At 42.8% G+C, this 18126-nt stretch carries 16 protein-coding genes; 5 read left to right on the top strand and 11 right to left on the bottom strand.

The window, feature by feature from the left end:
• Nucleotides 1-14: 14 nt before the first annotated feature.
• Nucleotides 15-545 carry a helix-turn-helix domain-containing protein gene (locus LIR34_RS12355; protein ID WP_009247529.1) on the top strand — a complete coding sequence of 177 codons (531 nt, stop codon included), beginning with the start codon at nt 15-17 and terminating at the stop codon, nt 543-545.
• Nucleotides 546-837: 292 nt separating this feature from the next.
• Here the strand turns inward: LIR34_RS12355 and guaA are convergent, their stop codons facing one another.
• A complete protein-coding gene (guaA, locus tag LIR34_RS12350) occupies nt 838-2415 on the bottom strand; it encodes a glutamine-hydrolyzing GMP synthase (protein ID WP_173902948.1) in 1578 nt (525 codons plus the stop codon).
• 385 nt (nt 2416-2800) lie between these two features.
• On the bottom strand, nt 2801-4165 hold the full coding sequence (locus tag LIR34_RS12345; protein ID WP_244092316.1) for a DUF4832 domain-containing protein: 1365 nt from the start codon (nt 4163-4165) through the stop codon (nt 2801-2803).
• Nucleotides 4166-4414: 249 nt separating this feature from the next.
• On the opposite strand from LIR34_RS12345, the gene LIR34_RS12340 reads away from it, so the two are divergent.
• Nucleotides 4415-5581 (top strand): PqqD family protein, encoded by a 1167-nt coding sequence (locus LIR34_RS12340; protein WP_173902946.1) that lies wholly within the window; start codon nt 4415-4417, stop codon nt 5579-5581.
• Nucleotides 5578-7347: a peptidase domain-containing ABC transporter gene (locus LIR34_RS12335; protein ID WP_173902945.1), complete on the top strand. Its 1770-nt coding sequence runs from the start codon at nt 5578-5580 to the stop codon at nt 7345-7347. The genes LIR34_RS12340 and LIR34_RS12335 overlap by 4 nt, the downstream gene beginning before the upstream one ends.
• A 76-nt stretch (nt 7348-7423) precedes the next feature.
• Here LIR34_RS12335 and LIR34_RS12330 read toward each other — a convergent pair whose 3' ends face one another.
• A complete protein-coding gene (locus LIR34_RS12330) occupies nt 7424-7810 on the bottom strand; it encodes a hypothetical protein (RefSeq protein ID WP_244092315.1) in 387 nt (128 codons plus the stop codon).
• Nucleotides 7811-8011: 201 nt separating this feature from the next.
• Here LIR34_RS12330 and LIR34_RS12325 point away from each other — a divergent pair, with 201 nt between their 5' ends.
• On the top strand, nt 8012-8464 hold the full coding sequence (locus LIR34_RS12325; protein ID WP_173902944.1) for a S24/S26 family peptidase: 453 nt from the start codon (nt 8012-8014) through the stop codon (nt 8462-8464).
• Here the strand turns inward: LIR34_RS12325 and LIR34_RS12320 are convergent.
• Nucleotides 8456-8719: a PqqD family protein gene (locus LIR34_RS12320; protein ID WP_161285431.1), complete on the bottom strand. Its 264-nt coding sequence runs from the start codon at nt 8717-8719 to the stop codon at nt 8456-8458. The two genes, LIR34_RS12325 and LIR34_RS12320, sit on opposite strands and share 9 nt — an antisense overlap.
• Before the next feature lie 134 nt (nt 8720-8853).
• Here LIR34_RS12320 and LIR34_RS12315 point away from each other — a divergent pair, with 134 nt between their 5' ends.
• Nucleotides 8854-10047, top strand: a complete 1194-nt coding sequence (locus tag LIR34_RS12315) for a nucleotidyltransferase domain-containing protein (RefSeq protein ID WP_173902943.1) — start codon at nt 8854-8856, stop codon at nt 10045-10047.
• An 18-nt stretch (nt 10048-10065) separates the two neighbouring features.
• On the opposite strand, the gene LIR34_RS12310 is transcribed toward LIR34_RS12315, so the two are convergent.
• From LIR34_RS12310 to pelF, 7 genes are all read right to left on the bottom strand, one after another.
• Nucleotides 10066-11148, bottom strand: a complete 1083-nt coding sequence (locus LIR34_RS12310; RefSeq protein ID WP_173902942.1) for a glycosyltransferase family 2 protein — start codon at nt 11146-11148, stop codon at nt 10066-10068.
• Complete coding sequence (locus LIR34_RS12305; RefSeq protein ID WP_173902941.1) at nt 11148-12665, bottom strand: lipopolysaccharide biosynthesis protein; 1518 nt, start codon at nt 12663-12665, stop codon at nt 11148-11150. The genes LIR34_RS12310 and LIR34_RS12305 overlap by 1 nt, the downstream gene beginning before the upstream one ends.
• 103 nt (nt 12666-12768) lie before the next feature.
• On the bottom strand, nt 12769-13548 hold the full coding sequence (locus LIR34_RS12300; RefSeq protein ID WP_161285434.1) for a glycosyltransferase family 2 protein: 780 nt from the start codon (nt 13546-13548) through the stop codon (nt 12769-12771).
• Nucleotides 13549-13571: 23 nt separating this feature from the next.
• Complete coding sequence (locus LIR34_RS12295; protein ID WP_173902940.1) at nt 13572-14768, bottom strand: glycosyltransferase; 1197 nt, start codon at nt 14766-14768, stop codon at nt 13572-13574.
• Nucleotides 14765-15172, bottom strand: a complete 408-nt coding sequence (locus tag LIR34_RS12290) for a hypothetical protein (RefSeq protein WP_173902939.1) — start codon at nt 15170-15172, stop codon at nt 14765-14767. Before LIR34_RS12290 ends, LIR34_RS12295 begins: the two co-directional genes overlap by 4 nt.
• A 12-nt stretch (nt 15173-15184) precedes the next feature.
• Complete coding sequence (gene pelG, locus LIR34_RS12285) at nt 15185-16633, bottom strand: exopolysaccharide Pel transporter PelG (protein ID WP_161285437.1); 1449 nt, start codon at nt 16631-16633, stop codon at nt 15185-15187.
• Nucleotides 16634-16655: 22 nt separating this feature from the next.
• Nucleotides 16656-18119, bottom strand: a complete 1464-nt coding sequence (gene pelF, locus LIR34_RS12280) for a GT4 family glycosyltransferase PelF (RefSeq protein WP_161285438.1) — start codon at nt 18117-18119, stop codon at nt 16656-16658.
• Nucleotides 18120-18126 lie beyond the last annotated feature (7 nt).

Genomic DNA, 18126 nt, shown 5'->3' with positions numbered 1-18126 from the left:
AGGAGCGTATCATTATGGCTATCAGCGAAAGAATACATTTTTTCAGACTAATGCGTGGTATGACACAAAAGTATCTCGGTACAGCAATCGGTTTTCCAGAAAAGAGTGCTGATGTGCGTTTGGCACAGTACGAAACTGGTACACGCAAACCGAAAGCAGACCTTACAAATGCATTGGCACAGGTGCTTGATGTTTCTCCACAGGCTCTTGATGTTCCTGACATAGACAGCTATATCGGTCTTATGCACACTCTGTTTACCCTTGAAGATATTTACGGTCTTACTGTCAGTGAAGCAGACGGAGAGGTATGCTTAAAGGTCAACAAGGACAAAGGCAGAGAAGCATATGAACTCCTCAAAATGCTGTATGCTTGGAAAGAACAGGCAGACAAGCTATCTTCCGAAGAAATCAACAGAGAAGAATACGATAACTGGCGTTACCATTATCCAGAGTTCGACACCACACAGCGTTGGGCAAAAGTTCCATCACAGGAATTAAGTGACGCTCTCGTGGAAGCATTCAAAGACCACTTGAAAGATAAATAAGCACCTACAGGACCTGCCACTGGCAGCTCCCTACAGATGCTTTGGCAACGACAAAAAAGCCCTTAACTATGGTTATTAACCACAGCTAAGGGCTTAGTTTATAATATGGAATTTGTTCAGAGCCAAGCTCCGAACTTTAGTCTGCAAGCCACCTGTTAATTGTTCCGTTACCCATAAACCACTGGATAACAAGAATAATGGCACTTGCTATGACTGTTATCAATTTGTTATCAAAAGACTAATCGAAATCGCTGAAACCCGCATAAACACTGGCTTTTTTAAGCAACTCGATTTATTCAAATTCAATCGTTCCCGGCGGCTTGCTGGTCAGATCGTAGAATACGCGGTTTACGCCCTTAACTTCATTAATGATACGGCTCATGACTTTATTAAGTACTGCATACGGAACTTCGGCAGCTTCAGCTGTCATAAAGTCAATTGTCTTGGCTGCGCGAAGAGCCACTGCATAGTCATAGGTTCTGAAATCTCCCATAACACCTACGCTTCGCATATTTGTGAGTGCTGCAAAATACTGGTTCGGCATCCACGGTGCTTCTTCACCGTTTTCTGCTTTGTACTCTTCTGCTGCTTTGTCGATCTCCTCACGATAGATAAAGTCAGCATCCTGAACGATACGGACTTTCTCTTCTGTGACTTCACCGATGATACGGATTCCAAGTCCCGGGCCAGGGAATGGCTGACGGAACACCAGTCTTTCCGGAAGACCAAGTTCAAGACCTGCTTTACGAACCTCGTCTTTGAACAGGTCGCGGAGCGGCTCAATGATTTCCTTGAAATCAACGAAATCCGGAAGACCTCCTACATTGTGATGAGATTTGATCACTGCAGATTCTCCGCCAAGACCACTCTCTACAACGTCAGGATAAATGGTTCCCTGTGCAAGGAAATCCACCGCACCGATCTTCTTTGCCTCTTCTTCAAAGATACGGATAAACTCTTCACCGATGATCTTACGTTTTGCTTCCGGCTCAGATACGCCGGCAAGTTTATCGTAATATCTCTGCTGTGCATTGACACGAATGAAATTCAGGTCAAACTGACCATTCGGGCCAAATACACCCTCAACTTCATCTCCTTCATCTTTACGAAGAAGTCCATGATCTACAAACACACAGGTAAGCTGCTTGCCAATAGCTCTGGAAAGAAGTCCTGCTGCAACGGAAGAATCAACTCCGCCTGACAGTGCAAGAAGAACCTTGCCGCCGCCGACTTTTTCACGAATCTCTCTGATCGTATTCTCAACGAAAGCATCCATCTTCCAGTCTCCGGCACATCCACATACGCCAAGTACAAAGTTGGACAGCATGGTCTTTCCTTCTACAGAGTGAAGTACCTCCGGATGGAACTGAATCGCATACAGTTTCTTGTCTGCGTTTTCTGCTGTAGCTACCGGACAGTCTGCTGTATGTGCAGAAATCTCAAATCCCGGAGCCGGTTTGGAGATATAATCTGTATGGCTCATCCAGACGATAGTTTTTTCTGAAACATTCTGGAAAATTGCAGAATCCTTCTTGTCAACCAGAAGTTCTGTTTTGCCATACTCGCTGACATCTGCTTTTTCAACTTTTCCACCAAGGACATGCATCATCAGCTGTGCGCCATAGCAAAGTCCAAGTACCGGGATTCCAAGTTCAAACAGTTCTTTCTGATAAGTCGGTGCATCCGCTTCATAGCAGCTGTTTGGACCGCCGGTAAGGATAATTCCCTTCGGATTCATTTCTTTAATCTTTGCAATATCTGTCTTGTAAGAATAGATTTCGCAATATACGTTGCATTCTCTGACGCGTCTCGCAACCAGCTGATTGTACTGACCGCCAAAATCGATGACAATAACTAATTCTTTTTTCAAGTCTTTCCTCCTGTAGTTTCTCTAAACTCGTCACTGTTTACTTTGTTCGCAGCAACATCACTTTCTCAAGAATCTTTGTAACTGTTCAGTACCTTCACAGTTATGAATCTTTTCTAATTATAAATGAGTAAAAAAACTTTTACAACTTCTAACTTTCTTTTGTTGTGTAGAATTTTTGTAATTATAAAGACCAAATTTTATAAGTTTTTTAGATTTTTATCACCATTCTTTCAATCTCTCATCACAGTTTCATCACAGATTTACAGTATAGTAATAAGCAAATAAAGCGAATGCTTTTTTACATATATTTTTCTTTTTCATACTCGCCGGGCACAGACGCCCGGCCCTCCTTCTTTTTGGAGTTTTTTGCATTCTCTCTGTTCTCTTATTTCCAGAGATAATTTTTACCTTCCTGATATAAGGTATTCATTGCCAGACGAACACCCACTTTCTCTGTCATAGGATCTTCAATTCCGATGGAAAGACGATATCCCTTTTTCAGAAGGCTGTTCAGTTTCTCTGTCTTCAGTGTGGTTGAGGTTGATATTTCTTCTTCCGGAAGCACAGACGACATTTTTATTTCGATATTTTTCTTTTCGACAAGTTTTCCCTTCTCATCTTCAATATAAATATATGCCGGCCAGTCTTTATATAGTGGTGCCACTCCTGAATTTTCCCAGATAAGCTTCAGACTGCTGCTGTTTCGGGTGCTTTTTAGTTCTGACTTTGAAATCCACAGACGATACCCCATGTTTTTGAGGACTTCTTTGTATCCTTCTGCATAATCCTCATCCGGGATCTTCGGGCCCAGAAAGGTTGTATGTGCTTCACGGATCATTTCCACAGTCTCTGACAGATCTGTGTCCATCATCTCCTCCATCGAGAAAGAACTTGTAAATTCTCCGCCGGATGGTGCGGTTTTCCAGAAATCCTTCATGGACACCATTGCATTTTTTTCACCTGTCTGATCATACTCACCGCCATTGCTGATCCAGTCAAGCCAGCTCTGGGTTCCCTGTGGATGTCCGGTCATATCATTATATAACCCAAATCCATGTTTTTTTGCAGCAGCAAATGGTCTCCGCATGAGAATCATGGCATCCGGAAAGGCCTCCATCCATGGGAGAATATATTGTTCTCTTACCTCTTCTCCCGGAATCCTCTGAATTCCCTCGCTGTAGTTTACATGCCACTCTCCCCAGTGTCCAAGGCTTCCAAGCTCAATATAACTGATCATCCCATCCTGCCCCAGGTGCTCTCCAAGTGCCTTTACTGCCTGCTCATGACAAGAAATGATCGTCGGATTGTTATAATCCGGAGCAAAGCCTTTCCCATATCCTCCAGCATACCATTGACCGGCTTTTCCACTTTTTTCGTACAGCCATTCCGGTATGTCCATATGCTCTTCCTGTCCCGGAATATCACAGACGAATCTCAATACCAGATGCTTCCCCTCGCTTTTCCATCGTGCGAGCTGATTTTTTTTCTCGATGGCCTCCCAGTCATAAACACCCTCCTCCGGTTCCAGTTCTGCCCAGGTAATGTCCATATACAAAAGAGAAATGTCTTCCGAAACTTTATCATACCAGGCATTTCTCGCATATCCCATAAGCGGATTCCCGAAAACCGCCTGGCTTTCCTTATACTCTTTTACTGTCTTTTGTCTGCTAAGCCAGAACATTTCCACTCCTGCTGCCAATACCACTGTCAGAATCACAGTCAGACACAGTATTGCTCTTTTTTTAATCATCCTGTTCTCCATTATGCTTGTCATACGTCTCCCAGCGGCTTCAAAGATCCTGCCTCCGGATATCTGTATCCATCTCAGTTTGTAATATTTTACCCTGAGCAGATGCTTATTGCAAGAACAACGTTACTGTTCACGGTAACAGAATAACACAGCTTTCCCTCTTTTTTGAAGTTATTTTCTTGTATGAGATTTTGCCGGATGTTATAATTCTTTCTGTATAAAACTGTACTTTTCAGAAAGGATTTTTTTATGTTCAAATGTCAAGAAGGCTATACCCTTCGTAAAATAAAAGGTGTCAGTTACATTCTTCCTTTCGGACAGCAGATTGCCGACCAGCGCAAAGGAACCATCCTGAACGAAACCAGCGCTTTTCTGTGGAATGTGATCCAGCATAATGAAGGTGCTGACCTGGAAATGCTGACCGAAATGCTTGCACGCAGATATGGACTTGAGGAGGAGGATTTTCCCATGCTCCGCGAGGACATTCTTGATTTTCTGCGGCAGCTGCAGTCCATGGGAATGCTGACCGAAACTCTTCGTCTTCAGTCGGAAGAAGCCTCCTTATGCATCCTGATCGCAGGGCTTCGCCTTCGCTTCCATGGCGCTTCGCAGCTTTTCTCCGGATACTTCGATAAGTTCCGCGAAATGAATCCTGCGAAAGATGCGGACCAGGAAATTGAGTTTTTTACAACTCCGCCAGCCAGCAAATCTTATGGAAAAGTCCTCCTTCGCAATTCAGATATGACAATTTTTGAAAATACTGACCGCTATGTGATTCTTTTCCCGCAGATGTCAAACATTCATCAGGTACATATGAGTCTGGACGGAAGTTACGTGAGATTCTACTGTACTCCGGAAACCTCTGAGTCAGCACAGGAAAATATTTTTCATGCAATCCGGCTCTTTTTCCTGTTTGTTGCACAAAAGCACGGGAAATTTGCCATTCATTCTGCATCGATTCTTTATAAAGAAAAAGCATGGCTGTTCTCCGGACATTCCGGTATGGGTAAATCAACACACACCCAAATGTGGCATGATCTTCTGCAGACTCCATATCTGAACGGTGATCTCAATCTCCTTGGCATGGAATCCGGCAAAATCATCGTCTACGGGATTCCATGGTGCGGAACTTCCGGAATTTATACGACCACTGATCATGAACTTGGCGGTATCGTCCTTCTCGGACGCGATCCGGAGAAAGATTTTCTTCAGGAGCTGTCTCCTTCAGAAAAAGTCATCCGGATTATGCAGCGCATGATCTCCCCTTTCTGGAAAGAACGCTTCTTCTCCATGAACCTTGACTTTGCGGAAAAAATTGCCGGACAGGTGCCGATTCTGCATCTGCTCTGCACCAGAAATCCATCTGCTGTTTATACAGTTCAGAGGGAAATAGATGCTCTGGAGGAAGTGCAATGAAAGAGAAACTCCAGCTTATCATAAAACATCTCAGACAGGGAAGCCTCCAGAAAATGTGGAAACAAACCATATGGATCTACCAGTATGGCAGACGTTACTGGAAATCTATGATTCTCTATACACTGCTGGGTGTTATGGGATCCTGTGTTTCACTTGCTTCCAGCCTGATCTCCAAAGATCTTGTCGATATCATCACAGGTCATCAGACCGGACGTCTGCTGTCTACCTTTGCAGCAATGATCGGCTTTGCGATTGCAAATCTTCTGGTCTCACAGGCATCCGGTTATGCTTCGACCTTTATCAGTCTTAAGGTTGACTCCGAGATCAAGAACGATATTTTTGCAAAAATGCTCGTCACGGACTGGGAATCTCTGACGGAATATCACACCGGTGACCTTGTTACCCGCTGGAGCTCGGATGCTTCCAATATTTCCAGCGGTATTCTGAACTGGGTACCAAACCTGATCATCTATACCTTCCGGTTCATCAGTGCTCTTGCGGTTGTTCTGTATTACGATCCGACCTTTGCCCTGTTTGCACTTCTCGGTATCCCGTTCAGTGCCTTGATGTCGCGTCCGTTGCTGCGCAGAATGCGGAACAACAACCAGAAAAGTGCTGCCATGAATGCCAAAATGTATGGTTTCAATCAGGAGGCTTTCTCCAATATCCAGACGATCAAGGCATTTGATCTGATCCATTTTTATACGGACCGGCTCAAAACGCTCCAGAAGGACTATATCAGCATGCGTCTGGAATTCCAGCGAATGTCGATCCTGACCTCTGTCCTGATGTCGATCGTTGGTTTTATCGTATCCTACAGCTGTTACGGATGGGGAATTTACCGTGTATGGAGCAATGCGATCAGTTACGGAACCATGACCATGTTTTTGTCTCTTTCCGGAACACTGACAAGCTCCGTAAACTCCCTCACGAGCCTGATTCCTTCCGCGATTTCTCTCACGATCTCTGCCGGACGTCTGATGGATATCGTGGAAATGCCGCAGGAAGATTACAGCCAGGATCATGCAGTAAAACTCTTTGAAAAGCAGCACAAAACCAGCGGTATCGGTCTCACAATGAAGGATCTGAGCTATACCTATCACAGTGGAACGGAAGTTTTTGCCCATGCTTCTATGGAAGCTTATCCACATGAGATTATCGCCCTGGTCGGACCTTCCGGTGAAGGAAAAACAACTATGCTCCGGCTGATCCTGTCACTTCTTCGGGCACAGAGCGGAGAATTTCAGATTTGTGCCGGAAGTGATCATAATCAAAAACTGAATATGTCACCTTCGACCAGAAAACTTTTTTCCTATGTTCCGCAGGGAAATACCATGTTTTCGGGAACCATCGCAGAAAATATGCGAAACGTAAAGCCGGATGCCACAGATGACGAGATTATAGAGGCTCTCAAACTCTCCTGTGCATGGGATTTCGTGGAAAAACTTCCCGATGGTATTCAGAGCATTGTAAAAGAACGCGGCGGTGGTTTTTCTGAGGGACAGGCACAGAGACTTTCTATTGCAAGAGCACTTCTCCGCAAGTCTCCGATCCTTCTCCTGGATGAGGCAACTTCGGCACTTGATGTTGCCACCGAAAGAAAGGTTCTCAAGAATATCATGCAGGATACCTATCCAAGGACCTGTATTGTGACAACCCATCGTCCTACGGTATTAAATATCTGTACGAGAGTTTATGCGATACGCGATAAGAGGTGTGAGGTACTGGATGAAGTGGAAATTGAAAAGATGGTGAAAGAATTTTAAAAAAGGCACAGAACCCGCGGGTTCTGTGCCTGAGCTATCCTGATCCTGCAGAACAGCTTATAAATTTAATTTCCTGTTAATTCACAGAATATGTAAATCCTGTCATCTTAAGATCATCGATACTTGTTCCATGGTTCAGATGAATTCCAATTGTCAGTGGATTAGTTGCTGTACTTGCAAATGTAAATGTAGCAGTCTTTCCTGAGCAAGATATCTGTACAGATGCATCATCTGTTTCAGCCTGATCTACAGTGTCATTAAAAGTAATGTTCAGAGTAATCGTTCCGTTCAGACCAGACCAGTTTGCCATTGCAAGGCCTTTACCACCATTCGCGCCCCATCTGTCCCATACACCATTATAGGTAACATTCAATGTTCCCTGTGTTGCCCCACTTGCGGCATAAACTCCCTCTGCCATTCCGGCATCTACAGTCACGACCGGCTTTTTGTATGTGTTCATCATCTTTATTTCCTCTCTTTCGTCGGTTCATATTTCATTGTTTTTCAATGTCATTTTTTCTTATATATTATACAGAATTCCTTCAAAAGTCAACCCACAAACCCTTTATTCAAGCCATTTTTCACCATTTTCTTGTCTTTTTTTCTTTAGCATATTATAATGTATTTGCTAATATAGGATCACACTGAAAATGAGGATTTTTTTATGAAAAAGAACACAGGAGATTTTAAAACAAATCTCGAACAGCTTCTCCAGAAAGGAAATATTATCCGTCTCAAACCACAGGGTTTCAGCATGTATCCCCTCTTCATTCCCGGAAGAGATGAGGCTCTGATCCAGCAGGTTCCCGTCACCTCACTTAAGAGAAACGATGTAGCTCTTTACCGCCGTGACCAGGGAATTCTTGTTCTGCACCGTATCGTTCGTGTTACTGCCGACGGCTATTATATGACCGGAGATAATCAGTATGAGATTGAGGGTCCGCTTCGCCCGGACCAGTTCAGGGGCAAACTCATTGCTTTCGTCCGCAATGGAAAAGAAATCTCTGTCAGGAATCCTGTATACCGCTTTCTCTCTGCTCTCTGGCTTCTGATGCTGCCAGTACGTCCTTTTTGTTTCAGACTGACTGCTTTTTTGCGACGTGTAAGATCAAAGTAAGAGGCCTTTTTCCCTCAGAGTTCTGACAACCGACACCACATCTTCATACACTACAGATTTTTCCACCTCATATGCTTTGCTGACCAGTTCTGCAAGTTCCTCTGCCGAGTCAGCTTCTTCTGCATGAAGATACATAAATCCGGCTGTCTCACTCAGAGAGATTACTTCATTTACTTCCTCTGCTCTCTTTCCAAACGGAAGAACCACATATTCATCTTCCAGTTTCCTGATCCGATATCCTTCTGTTTTTTTCATATTCTCCCCCTTTATTTAGCAAATACTTCGTGTTATACTCTATTATCACAACTATTCAGTAGCCTCACAGTTATGAGTCAAAATGCATTCCAGCTGAATAGTTACCTATTATCATTTATTTTCAGGAGTTTTTCATGCAGCCATCATATAAACATTATTTAAAGATCATCAAAAATACCTGTACCGGTCATGAAGGACCTGTCACCATTCCATCTGAAGAACTGGCCGACCTTGCACGACTTGCCGAAGAGCACTGCACGGTTCCCTTTGTCCTGTCTTCTTTTCGAGGCACACCTTTTTACTCTTCCATGCTCCAGCGGACACGCAGCATGATGCTGAATTATTATCAGATTGACCAGTTTACTCGTCATACGGTCTCCCTTCTTGAAGACAACGGAATCGACTGCATCCTTCTTAAGGGAATCAGCCTTGCTTCCTGCTATCCTGTTCCCGAATATCGTAAGCTTGGCGATCTGGATCTTTATATCAGCCGGAAATCCGATATTTCCAAAGCTCAGAAACTTCTGGAATCCCATGGATATATCGCGGAAAATGAGCTCAGTGACCATCATCTGACCTATCACTATACGTTTCCAAAAACAGGGCGCAGATTCCTTCTTGAACTGCATTATCGCGTAGTTGGAATGTATCAGTATGAGCGTGCCAACCAGATTGTAGATCAGGTGTATTCCTTTGAAAATCTTGTTCCGGTATCACAGACGATCAATGATTTTACCTACTCTGTTCTGCCGCCTTCGGAATATGTTTTTTATATGATCCATCATATGCTGAAGCATTATCTGTACAGTGGTTTCGGTATCCGTCTGCTGTGTGATTTTACCTTTTACCTCAGGAAGCATGCGGATGAAATCGATTTTCATAAGATACATAACTGGTGCCAGGATTCCCGCATCAGTCATCTTTATGAGATTGTTCTGGAAACCTGCCGGATTTATTTTGGACTCCCACAGCATATTGACTCCAGGATTCACTATGATTCACAGGACTGTAAGGAATTTCTTATCCGTGTTCTTAAAGATGGAGATATGGGCACGGATGTTTCCAGTGAACTTGTTGGAAGTACTTCTTATCAGAAGGTCAATCTGATCACTTACTTTAAAGAAGGACATGTGCAGATGAAGGTCCGCTTTCCGAAAGCCAGCCGCTGCCCGGTTCTCTGGCCGGTTTTGTGGTGTGTTACTTTTTTGTGTTTCATTCGAAATACTTACAAAATACGAAATACCACTTTACGACAGACGCTCCATAATTTCAAAAAAAGCAATCAGAAAACCAAACTGATACGTATCTTTGACAACAGTGACTCCTGATCTGGGAGTTACTGTTTTTTATTCTCTCAGACCTGTATCTGACAATTTTTCATCTACCCTATGTTCGATCAATTGTTTTATCCCAAACGACAATGTCAGATAACACTTCCATTTCATTCCCCTGGAAAATCCCTTTATTACAATCCTCCATATTTTCTGGTTCAACTGAGGAATGCGCTTTTTATCACAGGCAAGTTTCGCAAAACAATCTTTTCCAATAGAATCATTACCGTAAATCCTAAGTATTTTCCAGATCATCCATATCGATTTCCGTCGCTTCTGATATTCCATCTTGGCGTCAAAAAAGGAGGCAAAAAAAACAGTATATTGTATCAGTCCCTCATACTGCTCGACATCTTTCCCCTCTTCTTCCATCCAGTTCTTGAAGGTCTGTGCGATTCCCAGCCAGCATCTGCTAGATTCCGGATTGTATTTATAAGAAACGGAATCCTCATTTTTGCGATAAACATTTCCGATCCGCTCTATAAATGCATATTTTGCCCCACAGACATAACACTGCATATTAAACAGCTTATCCTCTGCATAAGGATACTCCGAGAAAGTAATCCTGTTCTGATCCAGAAAAGACTTCCGATACAGTTTTCCCCAGACATATGACAGTGTTCCTACGGAAAAAAATCCCCGAAAACGGAACTCTTCTGAATCCCTCTCAAACCTCGAAAATTCGCTGTGACTAGTGGCCGGAAGAAGTTTTTCGTTCCACAGACGTGCATAATTACTGACAACAATATCTGAATTAATTTTGTCAGCAATATTAATATATCTTTGAAAAACCTCCCTGTCCGGAAGATAGTCATCTGCATCCATGAATAAGATATACTCACCTGTGGATTTCTCTAATCCCCTGTTCCTTGCACAGCCTATACCACGTTCTTCCGTTATAATCAGATAAATATTATCGTATTCTCTGGAATATTTCTCTGCAATTTCCACGCTTCTGTCTTCAGATTCGCTGACCACCAGAAACATTTCCCAGCTTATATAACTCTGTGCGATTATACTTTCAATCGCCTGTGCCAGATATTTTTCAGCATTATACACTGGTATAATTGCAGATATTTTTCCTTTGTTTACAGTCATTAGCTTTGCCTCCGGACACTTTTTCCTATCTTAATAATACTCCTGCACAAGAGTCCTGATGTTTTTTTCCAGTTTTCTGTTCTTCGAAATATCAGCCAAAGCAAACTATTCGGAACAATTATACAGATCACTGCTCTGTAAAACAGATTAAAAGCTGCACTTCCATTGACTATCTGGCAGCAAAATTCTGTAACTGCCCAAGCAGCTGCCATAACGATAAGATACAAACCGTATCTTCCAAAATATTCCCGAACTGGTTTCTGGAAACGATATCTATAAATGATGTAAGGCTCCACCCATACAGACGTAAGCACTGTGCTGCAGAAGGTTCCGGCAAAAACACCAACCACACCAAAATGTGTAACCAGAAGAATCGAAATTCCAAGGTTCAGGACTGCCTCCGCGATTGCTTTGTAACGGTCATACCAGAACAGTCCCATAGATTCCTTAAATATCAGCACAGCTTTTCTTGTTCCGTTGACAAAGAAATTAATGCACAGAACAAGCACTACCTCCCGCTGAAACAGATATTGTTTTCCAAAGGCCAGCTCCACAAACGGATTCAGCAGTTCAAACAGACAGATTCCGGCAAAGCCATATATCCAGTAACCGATAAAAAATAACTGGTCAAAAATCCTGCTCACTTTCTCGGAATCTTCTGTAGCTCCAAGGTTTCCGACACTTGCTGCCACACCCTGCAGTGCCTGATCCAGAACCTGTCGGATGGAACCTATCACCAGATAATAGTTCGAGTAAATTCCCGCAGTAATTACGCCAACAAAACTGGAGATCAACAGATTATCCGTATTGTTGACCACAACATTTCCAAGCTTATGCATAAGCATGGCTCTGACATTTTTTAAGATATCCTGTCGTTCTTCCTGTGGCAGTTTTTCATGACAGGGTTCTTTGAGGTAAGGAAACAGTGCATCTGCTTTTCTGGACATGAAGACGTTTCCTGTGATCGTGCACACTACCGCAACAATCAGAAACAGCACAAAATTCCTGGTCGTAATCAGTATAATAATCTGGCAGATATCCTGCAGCACCAGAAACCCATTATGATACAACACTGTGATATAATTCATCTGATGTGCATCTATAAGTGTTTTTTTATAGATCAGCAGATATGAGACCACAGAATTCAAAAGATACAAAAGATAGATCAGCACAAGATGATCTACATCCGGACGGTCTTTCATCAGAATATCCAAGAATGGGATAAGGCACATCCCTGCCACCAGTACAAATCCGGCAGTCATCCGGTAGAACATCCGGAACATACGCATAAGGATCTGCTGCTTTGAAATGTCATTTTCCGCAATCGGTCTGTAAAGGGCATAGGTGATTGCTGTTCCAACCCCCAGTTCCGACAATGACAGTATATTTAAGATGTCGGTAAACAGTCCGTTGATTCCAACGTATCCTTCACTGAGCATTCTGGTAAAAACTACTCTGGTAAAAAATCCCATCAGAATCGCAGATATCTGCGCCACAAATGCAACACTTGTATTCATAACAGAATATTCTGTCCTCGATTTCTGTTTCAAACTTCACTAATCCTTTCCCTTATATATGTACTCCAGATGAAAGTCATCTGTATGGTAAAAGTTTTCGTTTTTAATGTTTTTCCAGATCATATCCTTTGTCTACATCCATTTTGAGAATTTTTTCCCGTATCCACACCGCCATGAGCGAGAAGGTCATTCGAAACATATAGACAAATGGTTTCAGTCCAGAATGCATACTGACTCCGGTAACACGAGGATGCATGACTGCCGGGATTTCTCTTATATGAAATCCAAGAAGAGACATCTGCATCAGCATATTTGCATCCGGATACTTATCGTCAAAGTTATTATATTTGGAATAAAACAGAAATGTTTTCCAGTTCAGACCCTGAAGTCCTGTGGTTGGATCTGTAAAATCTTTACCTGTCCCTCTGCGAAGCAGGAAGCGAAACCACACGAAGGCAATTTTTTTTGCCGCAGAAACCGGGAATTCTGTGCTTCCTTCCATAAATCGCGATCCCAGAACAATGTCCGGAACTGTTCCGTCTTTATCCGGTGTTGTCAGTGCTTTATAAATAGCCGGAATATTACATACATCATGCTGTCCGTCTGCATCCATCTGGATCACATACTGATACTTTTTACGGACTGCATATTTATATCCAAGCTGCAGACCACTTCCATAACCCAGATTAAACACATGCGTTACCACTGCATGATTTCTCCTCTTTGTGATCCAGTTCGTTGAATCCAAGGAGGCATCGTTCATGACCAGAACATCTGCAAGTTCTGAGATTTCAGGTTTTTCAAGCTGCTCCAAAAGTGCCGTAATTGTCTTTTCTTCATTATAGGCAGGAATAATAATCAATACTTCTTTTTTCTTTTCCATATACTCAGTCTTTCTTTTGTTGTTTAAATTTGGAATAGTTTCAGTACATCTTTATCTTCTGATGATAATTTAACAGCGGCTTTCTGTCCAAGCTCTCTGCATTTCTGTGGATTTTTCAGCAGTTCTTCTATGTTTCTGCTGACTGCCTCCGGAGTCAGGCTGCACATCATTCCGTCTTCTCCCTGAATGACCTGCTCCCTATTTCCGCTGCTGTCCGACACAAGGATCGTACATCCCAGAGTCTGTGCTTCCTGTATTGCAATGCTCTTCCCTTCAAAACGAGTCGCATGGACATACAGATCACATTGTCTGTAATACGGATAAGGGTTCGTCTTTGCTCCTAGAAGCACAAAATCTTCCTGCAGACCAAGACGGTTGATCTGGCTCTGCAGCTTTTCTCTCAGTTCTCCCTCTCCAAGAACATACCATCTGGCTTTTACACCATGATCTTTGAGGATTTTCATTGCATCAATCGAAATCTCATATGCCTTCTGTGCTGTCAGCCTTCCAACGGTGAGAATCCTCTTCCCATCATAGGAATCCTCAAACCCTCCCGGAAGTTCTGCTTTCCTTCGGATTTCTTTCTGATCTATGAGATTATGAAATACATATGTATTTTGGCTGCACTCCGGATACACCTTGACAAAGCTTTTCTTCACTTCATCGGACACTGTAAAAATCCTGTCAAAATCCGGATAGCAATTTTTGTCCAGCTCTCTGGTATAACCGGCAAATCCATAGTCTACATGGAGAAATGTAAACTTCCGGTCAGCATTAATATGATCATGGACATAATAGGTCGCTCCACCCTCAAGATAGGCGACTGCCATATCATAATGTTCTTTGATACTCTGTCCACTGTCTGACATTACACGCCAGAGAAGCTTATCCGGACTTAGCTTGCCTTTTTTTAACATAACAAAGGTATTTCTGAGAAGAAACGGTAAATTTCTGAGCACCGCTCCCCGAATCCAGAGACGCTTCCATATCTTTCTGTTAAGAACTTTTTTCCCTTCTTTTGAGAGAACAGAGGCATCTGAATATTCCCTGTTAAGAACCTTTACATGTTCCGGAATCTGAGAGATCAGTTCTCCCTGATCCAGAAGGACATACAGTGATACTTCATACTGTTCCCTCGGGAAATGTTTCAGAAGCTCGATCAGAGCTTTTTCGGCTCCTGCCCCTCCAAGCGTATTGATCACAAAAAGAATTTTTTTCATTTTTGTAAGTCATCACCTCCTGCAAAATGCTGGTCGATCCTTTTTTCCAGTTCTTCTAATTTCTTCAGCATTCTTTCACTGTCCTGATTAAGAAGGGATATCTGCATTGCCAGTTCCTGATTCTTCCGCATCAGAATTGAAAGCTGTGTGCTTATGAACCAAAGAGTCCATACAACTCCAACCGTTATAAGAAAAATTAAGATCAAAATCCTGAGACTTACATACCGTTCCAGTTCGGAAGGCTCTATCAGAATTCCGCATATAACCAGCAGCACTGATACAATAGCCCACGCAAGACAGAACGGTTCCGTCATTTTTCTCTTTGCCAGTGATAAGATTGCCATCACCAGAAGACAGATTCCCATCATTATCAAAAATATCGTTAACAAATCTCCCAATGTCATTTTTTCCCTCCTCTAATTTTGTTCATATCTGTCAAATACCTTCGGTGAAGGACAGCTTCCTTTTGATTTCTGAAGCAGATGTCCATTGCAGAAAATGTGTATATCCAGATTCTTTTCCATCCACTGGAGCCTGCGATACGCGACTGCAAAACCGATAAAACTTCCGACTGTCAGTCCGATTCCATACCAGATATCCGGAAAGTGTGTAGCAATTATGCTCCCGATCAATGTCCCGATACAGAAGGACAGACCGGTAAGTACAGAACCCTTAAAATCATCGAAATAATACAGAAAAATAATCTCTGCATACATCAAAAACAAAATGAAATATCCTGCTGCAAGGCAGGGATAGATTCGAAGCGTCATGCCCCCAAATCCGACCTGCGGAAGAAAGATCATACATAACAGGAAAATAACCAGCGTAATAATGAACTGTATTCTGGCAAGACTTAACAGTTCCTCTGCCAGAAGCCGGAACATTCGTTTCTTGGTGATCTCAATATCGGCTCCCCTGCCTCCGATAACAGCTTCCGAGTACGCTTTGTACCTTTCATGGAAGTTCATCTCCACCCTGCTGATAAAGATCACACTCGCAGAAATATTTGTGAACATCGCAAGACAGGTTGCCATATCATAGGTCGTCACACATACAAAGCTTCTGACTATCACCATATGAAGGTCTGTCGTCCAGAATACAAAGTTATGGATGTACAGTCCCAGCGTATACAGGAAATTAGTAAGCACAAGCGGCCAGTACTCTCTGAAATAGTGAAATACCCTTCGGTATCTTCCGCTGTTCTCCCGGAAATAGCTTCGTATCAGAGCAAATTCCAGACAGGCGATCAGCCAGAAACCAATGGCTAGTGCAAGAAGCATTCCATAGGTGATACTCATATGAATGACTTTTACAAACAGAAAAGACAACAGTACTGTCACAGTCATACCGATCATGAAGAAAAAGGAAATTTTCTTATAATCTTTACAGATCGACAGGTACAGCATAGAATAAAACACCAGTACCAAGGCAACAAATCCACAATATCCGGTAAAAACATAGATGATATCCACATTTCCCACCAGATACTCGTGGATACAGAACGAAATTCCAAAAAGTGCACTGAATGTAATATTCAGGATCATCCCGACATAATAGCACGGAAGGATATCCTCAAAGGTTTCCTCATAGATGATATCCGACATGTACTTGGATAATACAGAGTTGAACGGCGATGCTGTAAGGAGCGAGAATATAAAGATATACAGTACTGTACAGGAGAACAACTCTCTCGTAGCATATCCGACTGAATCAAAGCCAAGAAAATGCTCCATAATACAAAGTGCACCAATCACGGTAAGCATTGGAGCAATGGTCATGACCGTACTGTAACCCATGCCGATGATATTTGTTGTCAGCGTTCTTTTTCCATATATATTGTTTAATTTAACACCGATTCCAGCCATTATCCTGTCTCCATCCTGTTTTCTATCGTTTCAGTTGAAAGGGTTCTTCTGTCCATTCAACCTGCTGCTCCTCTGCAAATCTACGGTAAATCTCTTTATAAGTTTCCTTCATCTGCTCAATCCGGTAAAAGGAAGTAACCCTCTTATATCCGGCCTCACCCATCTGTTCCCGTCCTTCCGGATCTATGGCAAGGTCTATCATTGCCTGGGCGATTTCCTCCAGATTCATGATGTGGGTCAGAATACCTGCTGCTCCAAATCCATCATCATTGCCATAGATCAGTTCCCGGCAGTTTCCGACATCTGTCGCAATCGTCGGCTTATGTGCCGCATAGCTTTCCAGAATTGTCAGCGGCTGTCCCTCACTGATGCTGGTAAGAATCGTAAAATCCATCCTCCCTAGATATTCTTTCACATTGACCCTTCCTGTAAATTCAATATCGGATACTCCAAGAGAATCCACAAGGTCAAAACATTCCTGTGCATATTTTTCATCCTCATCGGTCGGACCCATGATCCAGAGTTTTAACTTCGGCACACTTTTTTTGGCAAAAGCAAATGCCTGTATCATCGTCTTTACATCCTTGATCGGGCTGACACGAAGAACAGCTCCTATATTGATCATCTGTTCTTCTGGATTTTTGCCTGGTATATCTGCAAAACCATCTACATCAATTCCATTTGGCGTCACCTGAATTTTTTCTTCCGGACAGCCGAGTTCCATCTGAAGCGTTCTGGCACGTTCAAAGAGACAGGTAACAGCATCTGCCTTATCATACGCCAGAAGTGACATCTTCTTGAACTGTTCGATCCAGATATTTTTGTAGACACCTTTTACCCACTGTGCTTTGATCAGCTCCTCTTCTCTCTCTCGGGTATAGATTCCATGCTCGGAGATCAGAAGCGAGCTTCCGTGGAAATGCTTTGCCATACTTCCGAGTACACCTGCATAACCGGTAGCAACACAATGGTACAGATCAGCTTTTGGCACATCCATCTTTAATGCCCAGAACAGTGGCAGATAAATGGAACGGAGTGTCCAGAGGAAATCTGAAAATATAATATTCGGATACTGTCTGTTATAACACTCTCTGGCAATCTCAAAAAAGTCCGGTCCCATCAGAAAGCTGTCCACAGAGATGCTGCCATGGTGAAACAGATCAAAAACAACTCCCCAGTCGGTCTTTCTGTTGAGAACCATGTTCAGGACTTCTTCATATTCTTTCCTGGAAAGACGGGCTTTTCTTCTGCTCTTTCTCGTTTTTCTTCCTTCATCCCACTCACAGTCATCCAGATACAGTTCATATACCTGTGTCAGGTTTTCCGGAAGCTCATATACAAACTTTCCTCTCTGAGATCTGTTTGCCACAATTGCAAGCAGGATAAATTCTATATTCGGAAAAGACTTAATCAGGCTGTTGATCCATCCGGAAACACCACCGACCACATATGGGTAGCAGCCCTCTGCCACTAAGCAAACCTTCATCTCTTAC

The sequence above is a fragment of the Blautia sp. MSK17_66 genome, from assembly GCF_020538025.1.
In the GTDB taxonomy this organism is placed as follows: Bacteria; Bacillota; Clostridia; order Lachnospirales; family Lachnospiraceae; genus Blautia_A.
This window is presented reverse-complemented; position numbering and strand designations above follow the sequence as displayed.

What these genes read in the sequence shown, in the direction of transcription:
- LIR34_RS12325 (WP_173902944.1), top strand. Translation starts at nt 8,012, where the DNA reads ATGAAAAAGAACACAGGAGATTTTAAAACAAATCTCGAACAGCTTCTC.
- LIR34_RS12290 (WP_173902939.1), bottom strand. Translation starts at nt 15,172, where the DNA reads ATGACATTGGGAGATTTGTTAACGATATTTTTGATAATGATGGGAATC.
- LIR34_RS12295 (WP_173902940.1), bottom strand. Translation starts at nt 14,768, where the DNA reads ATGAAAAAAATTCTTTTTGTGATCAATACGCTTGGAGGGGCAGGAGCC.
- LIR34_RS12305 (WP_173902941.1), bottom strand. Translation starts at nt 12,665, where the DNA reads ATGAATACAAGTGTTGCATTTGTGGCGCAGATATCTGCGATTCTGATG.
- LIR34_RS12330 (WP_244092315.1), bottom strand. Translation starts at nt 7,810, where the DNA reads ATGATGAACACATACAAAAAGCCGGTCGTGACTGTAGATGCCGGAATG.
- pelF (WP_161285438.1), bottom strand. Translation starts at nt 18,119, where the DNA reads ATGAAGGTTTGCTTAGTGGCAGAGGGCTGCTACCCATATGTGGTCGGT.
- LIR34_RS12335 (WP_173902945.1), top strand. Translation starts at nt 5,578, where the DNA reads ATGAAAGAGAAACTCCAGCTTATCATAAAACATCTCAGACAGGGAAGC.
- LIR34_RS12310 (WP_173902942.1), bottom strand. Translation starts at nt 11,148, where the DNA reads ATGACTGTAAACAAAGGAAAAATATCTGCAATTATACCAGTGTATAAT.
- LIR34_RS12300 (WP_161285434.1), bottom strand. Translation starts at nt 13,548, where the DNA reads ATGGAAAAGAAAAAAGAAGTATTGATTATTATTCCTGCCTATAATGAA.
- LIR34_RS12355 (WP_009247529.1), top strand. Translation starts at nt 15, where the DNA reads ATGGCTATCAGCGAAAGAATACATTTTTTCAGACTAATGCGTGGTATG.
- LIR34_RS12315 (WP_173902943.1), top strand. Translation starts at nt 8,854, where the DNA reads ATGCAGCCATCATATAAACATTATTTAAAGATCATCAAAAATACCTGT.
- LIR34_RS12320 (WP_161285431.1), bottom strand. Translation starts at nt 8,719, where the DNA reads ATGAAAAAAACAGAAGGATATCGGATCAGGAAACTGGAAGATGAATAT.
- LIR34_RS12340 (WP_173902946.1), top strand. Translation starts at nt 4,415, where the DNA reads ATGTTCAAATGTCAAGAAGGCTATACCCTTCGTAAAATAAAAGGTGTC.
- LIR34_RS12345 (WP_244092316.1), bottom strand. Translation starts at nt 4,165, where the DNA reads ATGATTAAAAAAAGAGCAATACTGTGTCTGACTGTGATTCTGACAGTG.
- pelG (WP_161285437.1), bottom strand. Translation starts at nt 16,633, where the DNA reads ATGGCTGGAATCGGTGTTAAATTAAACAATATATATGGAAAAAGAACG.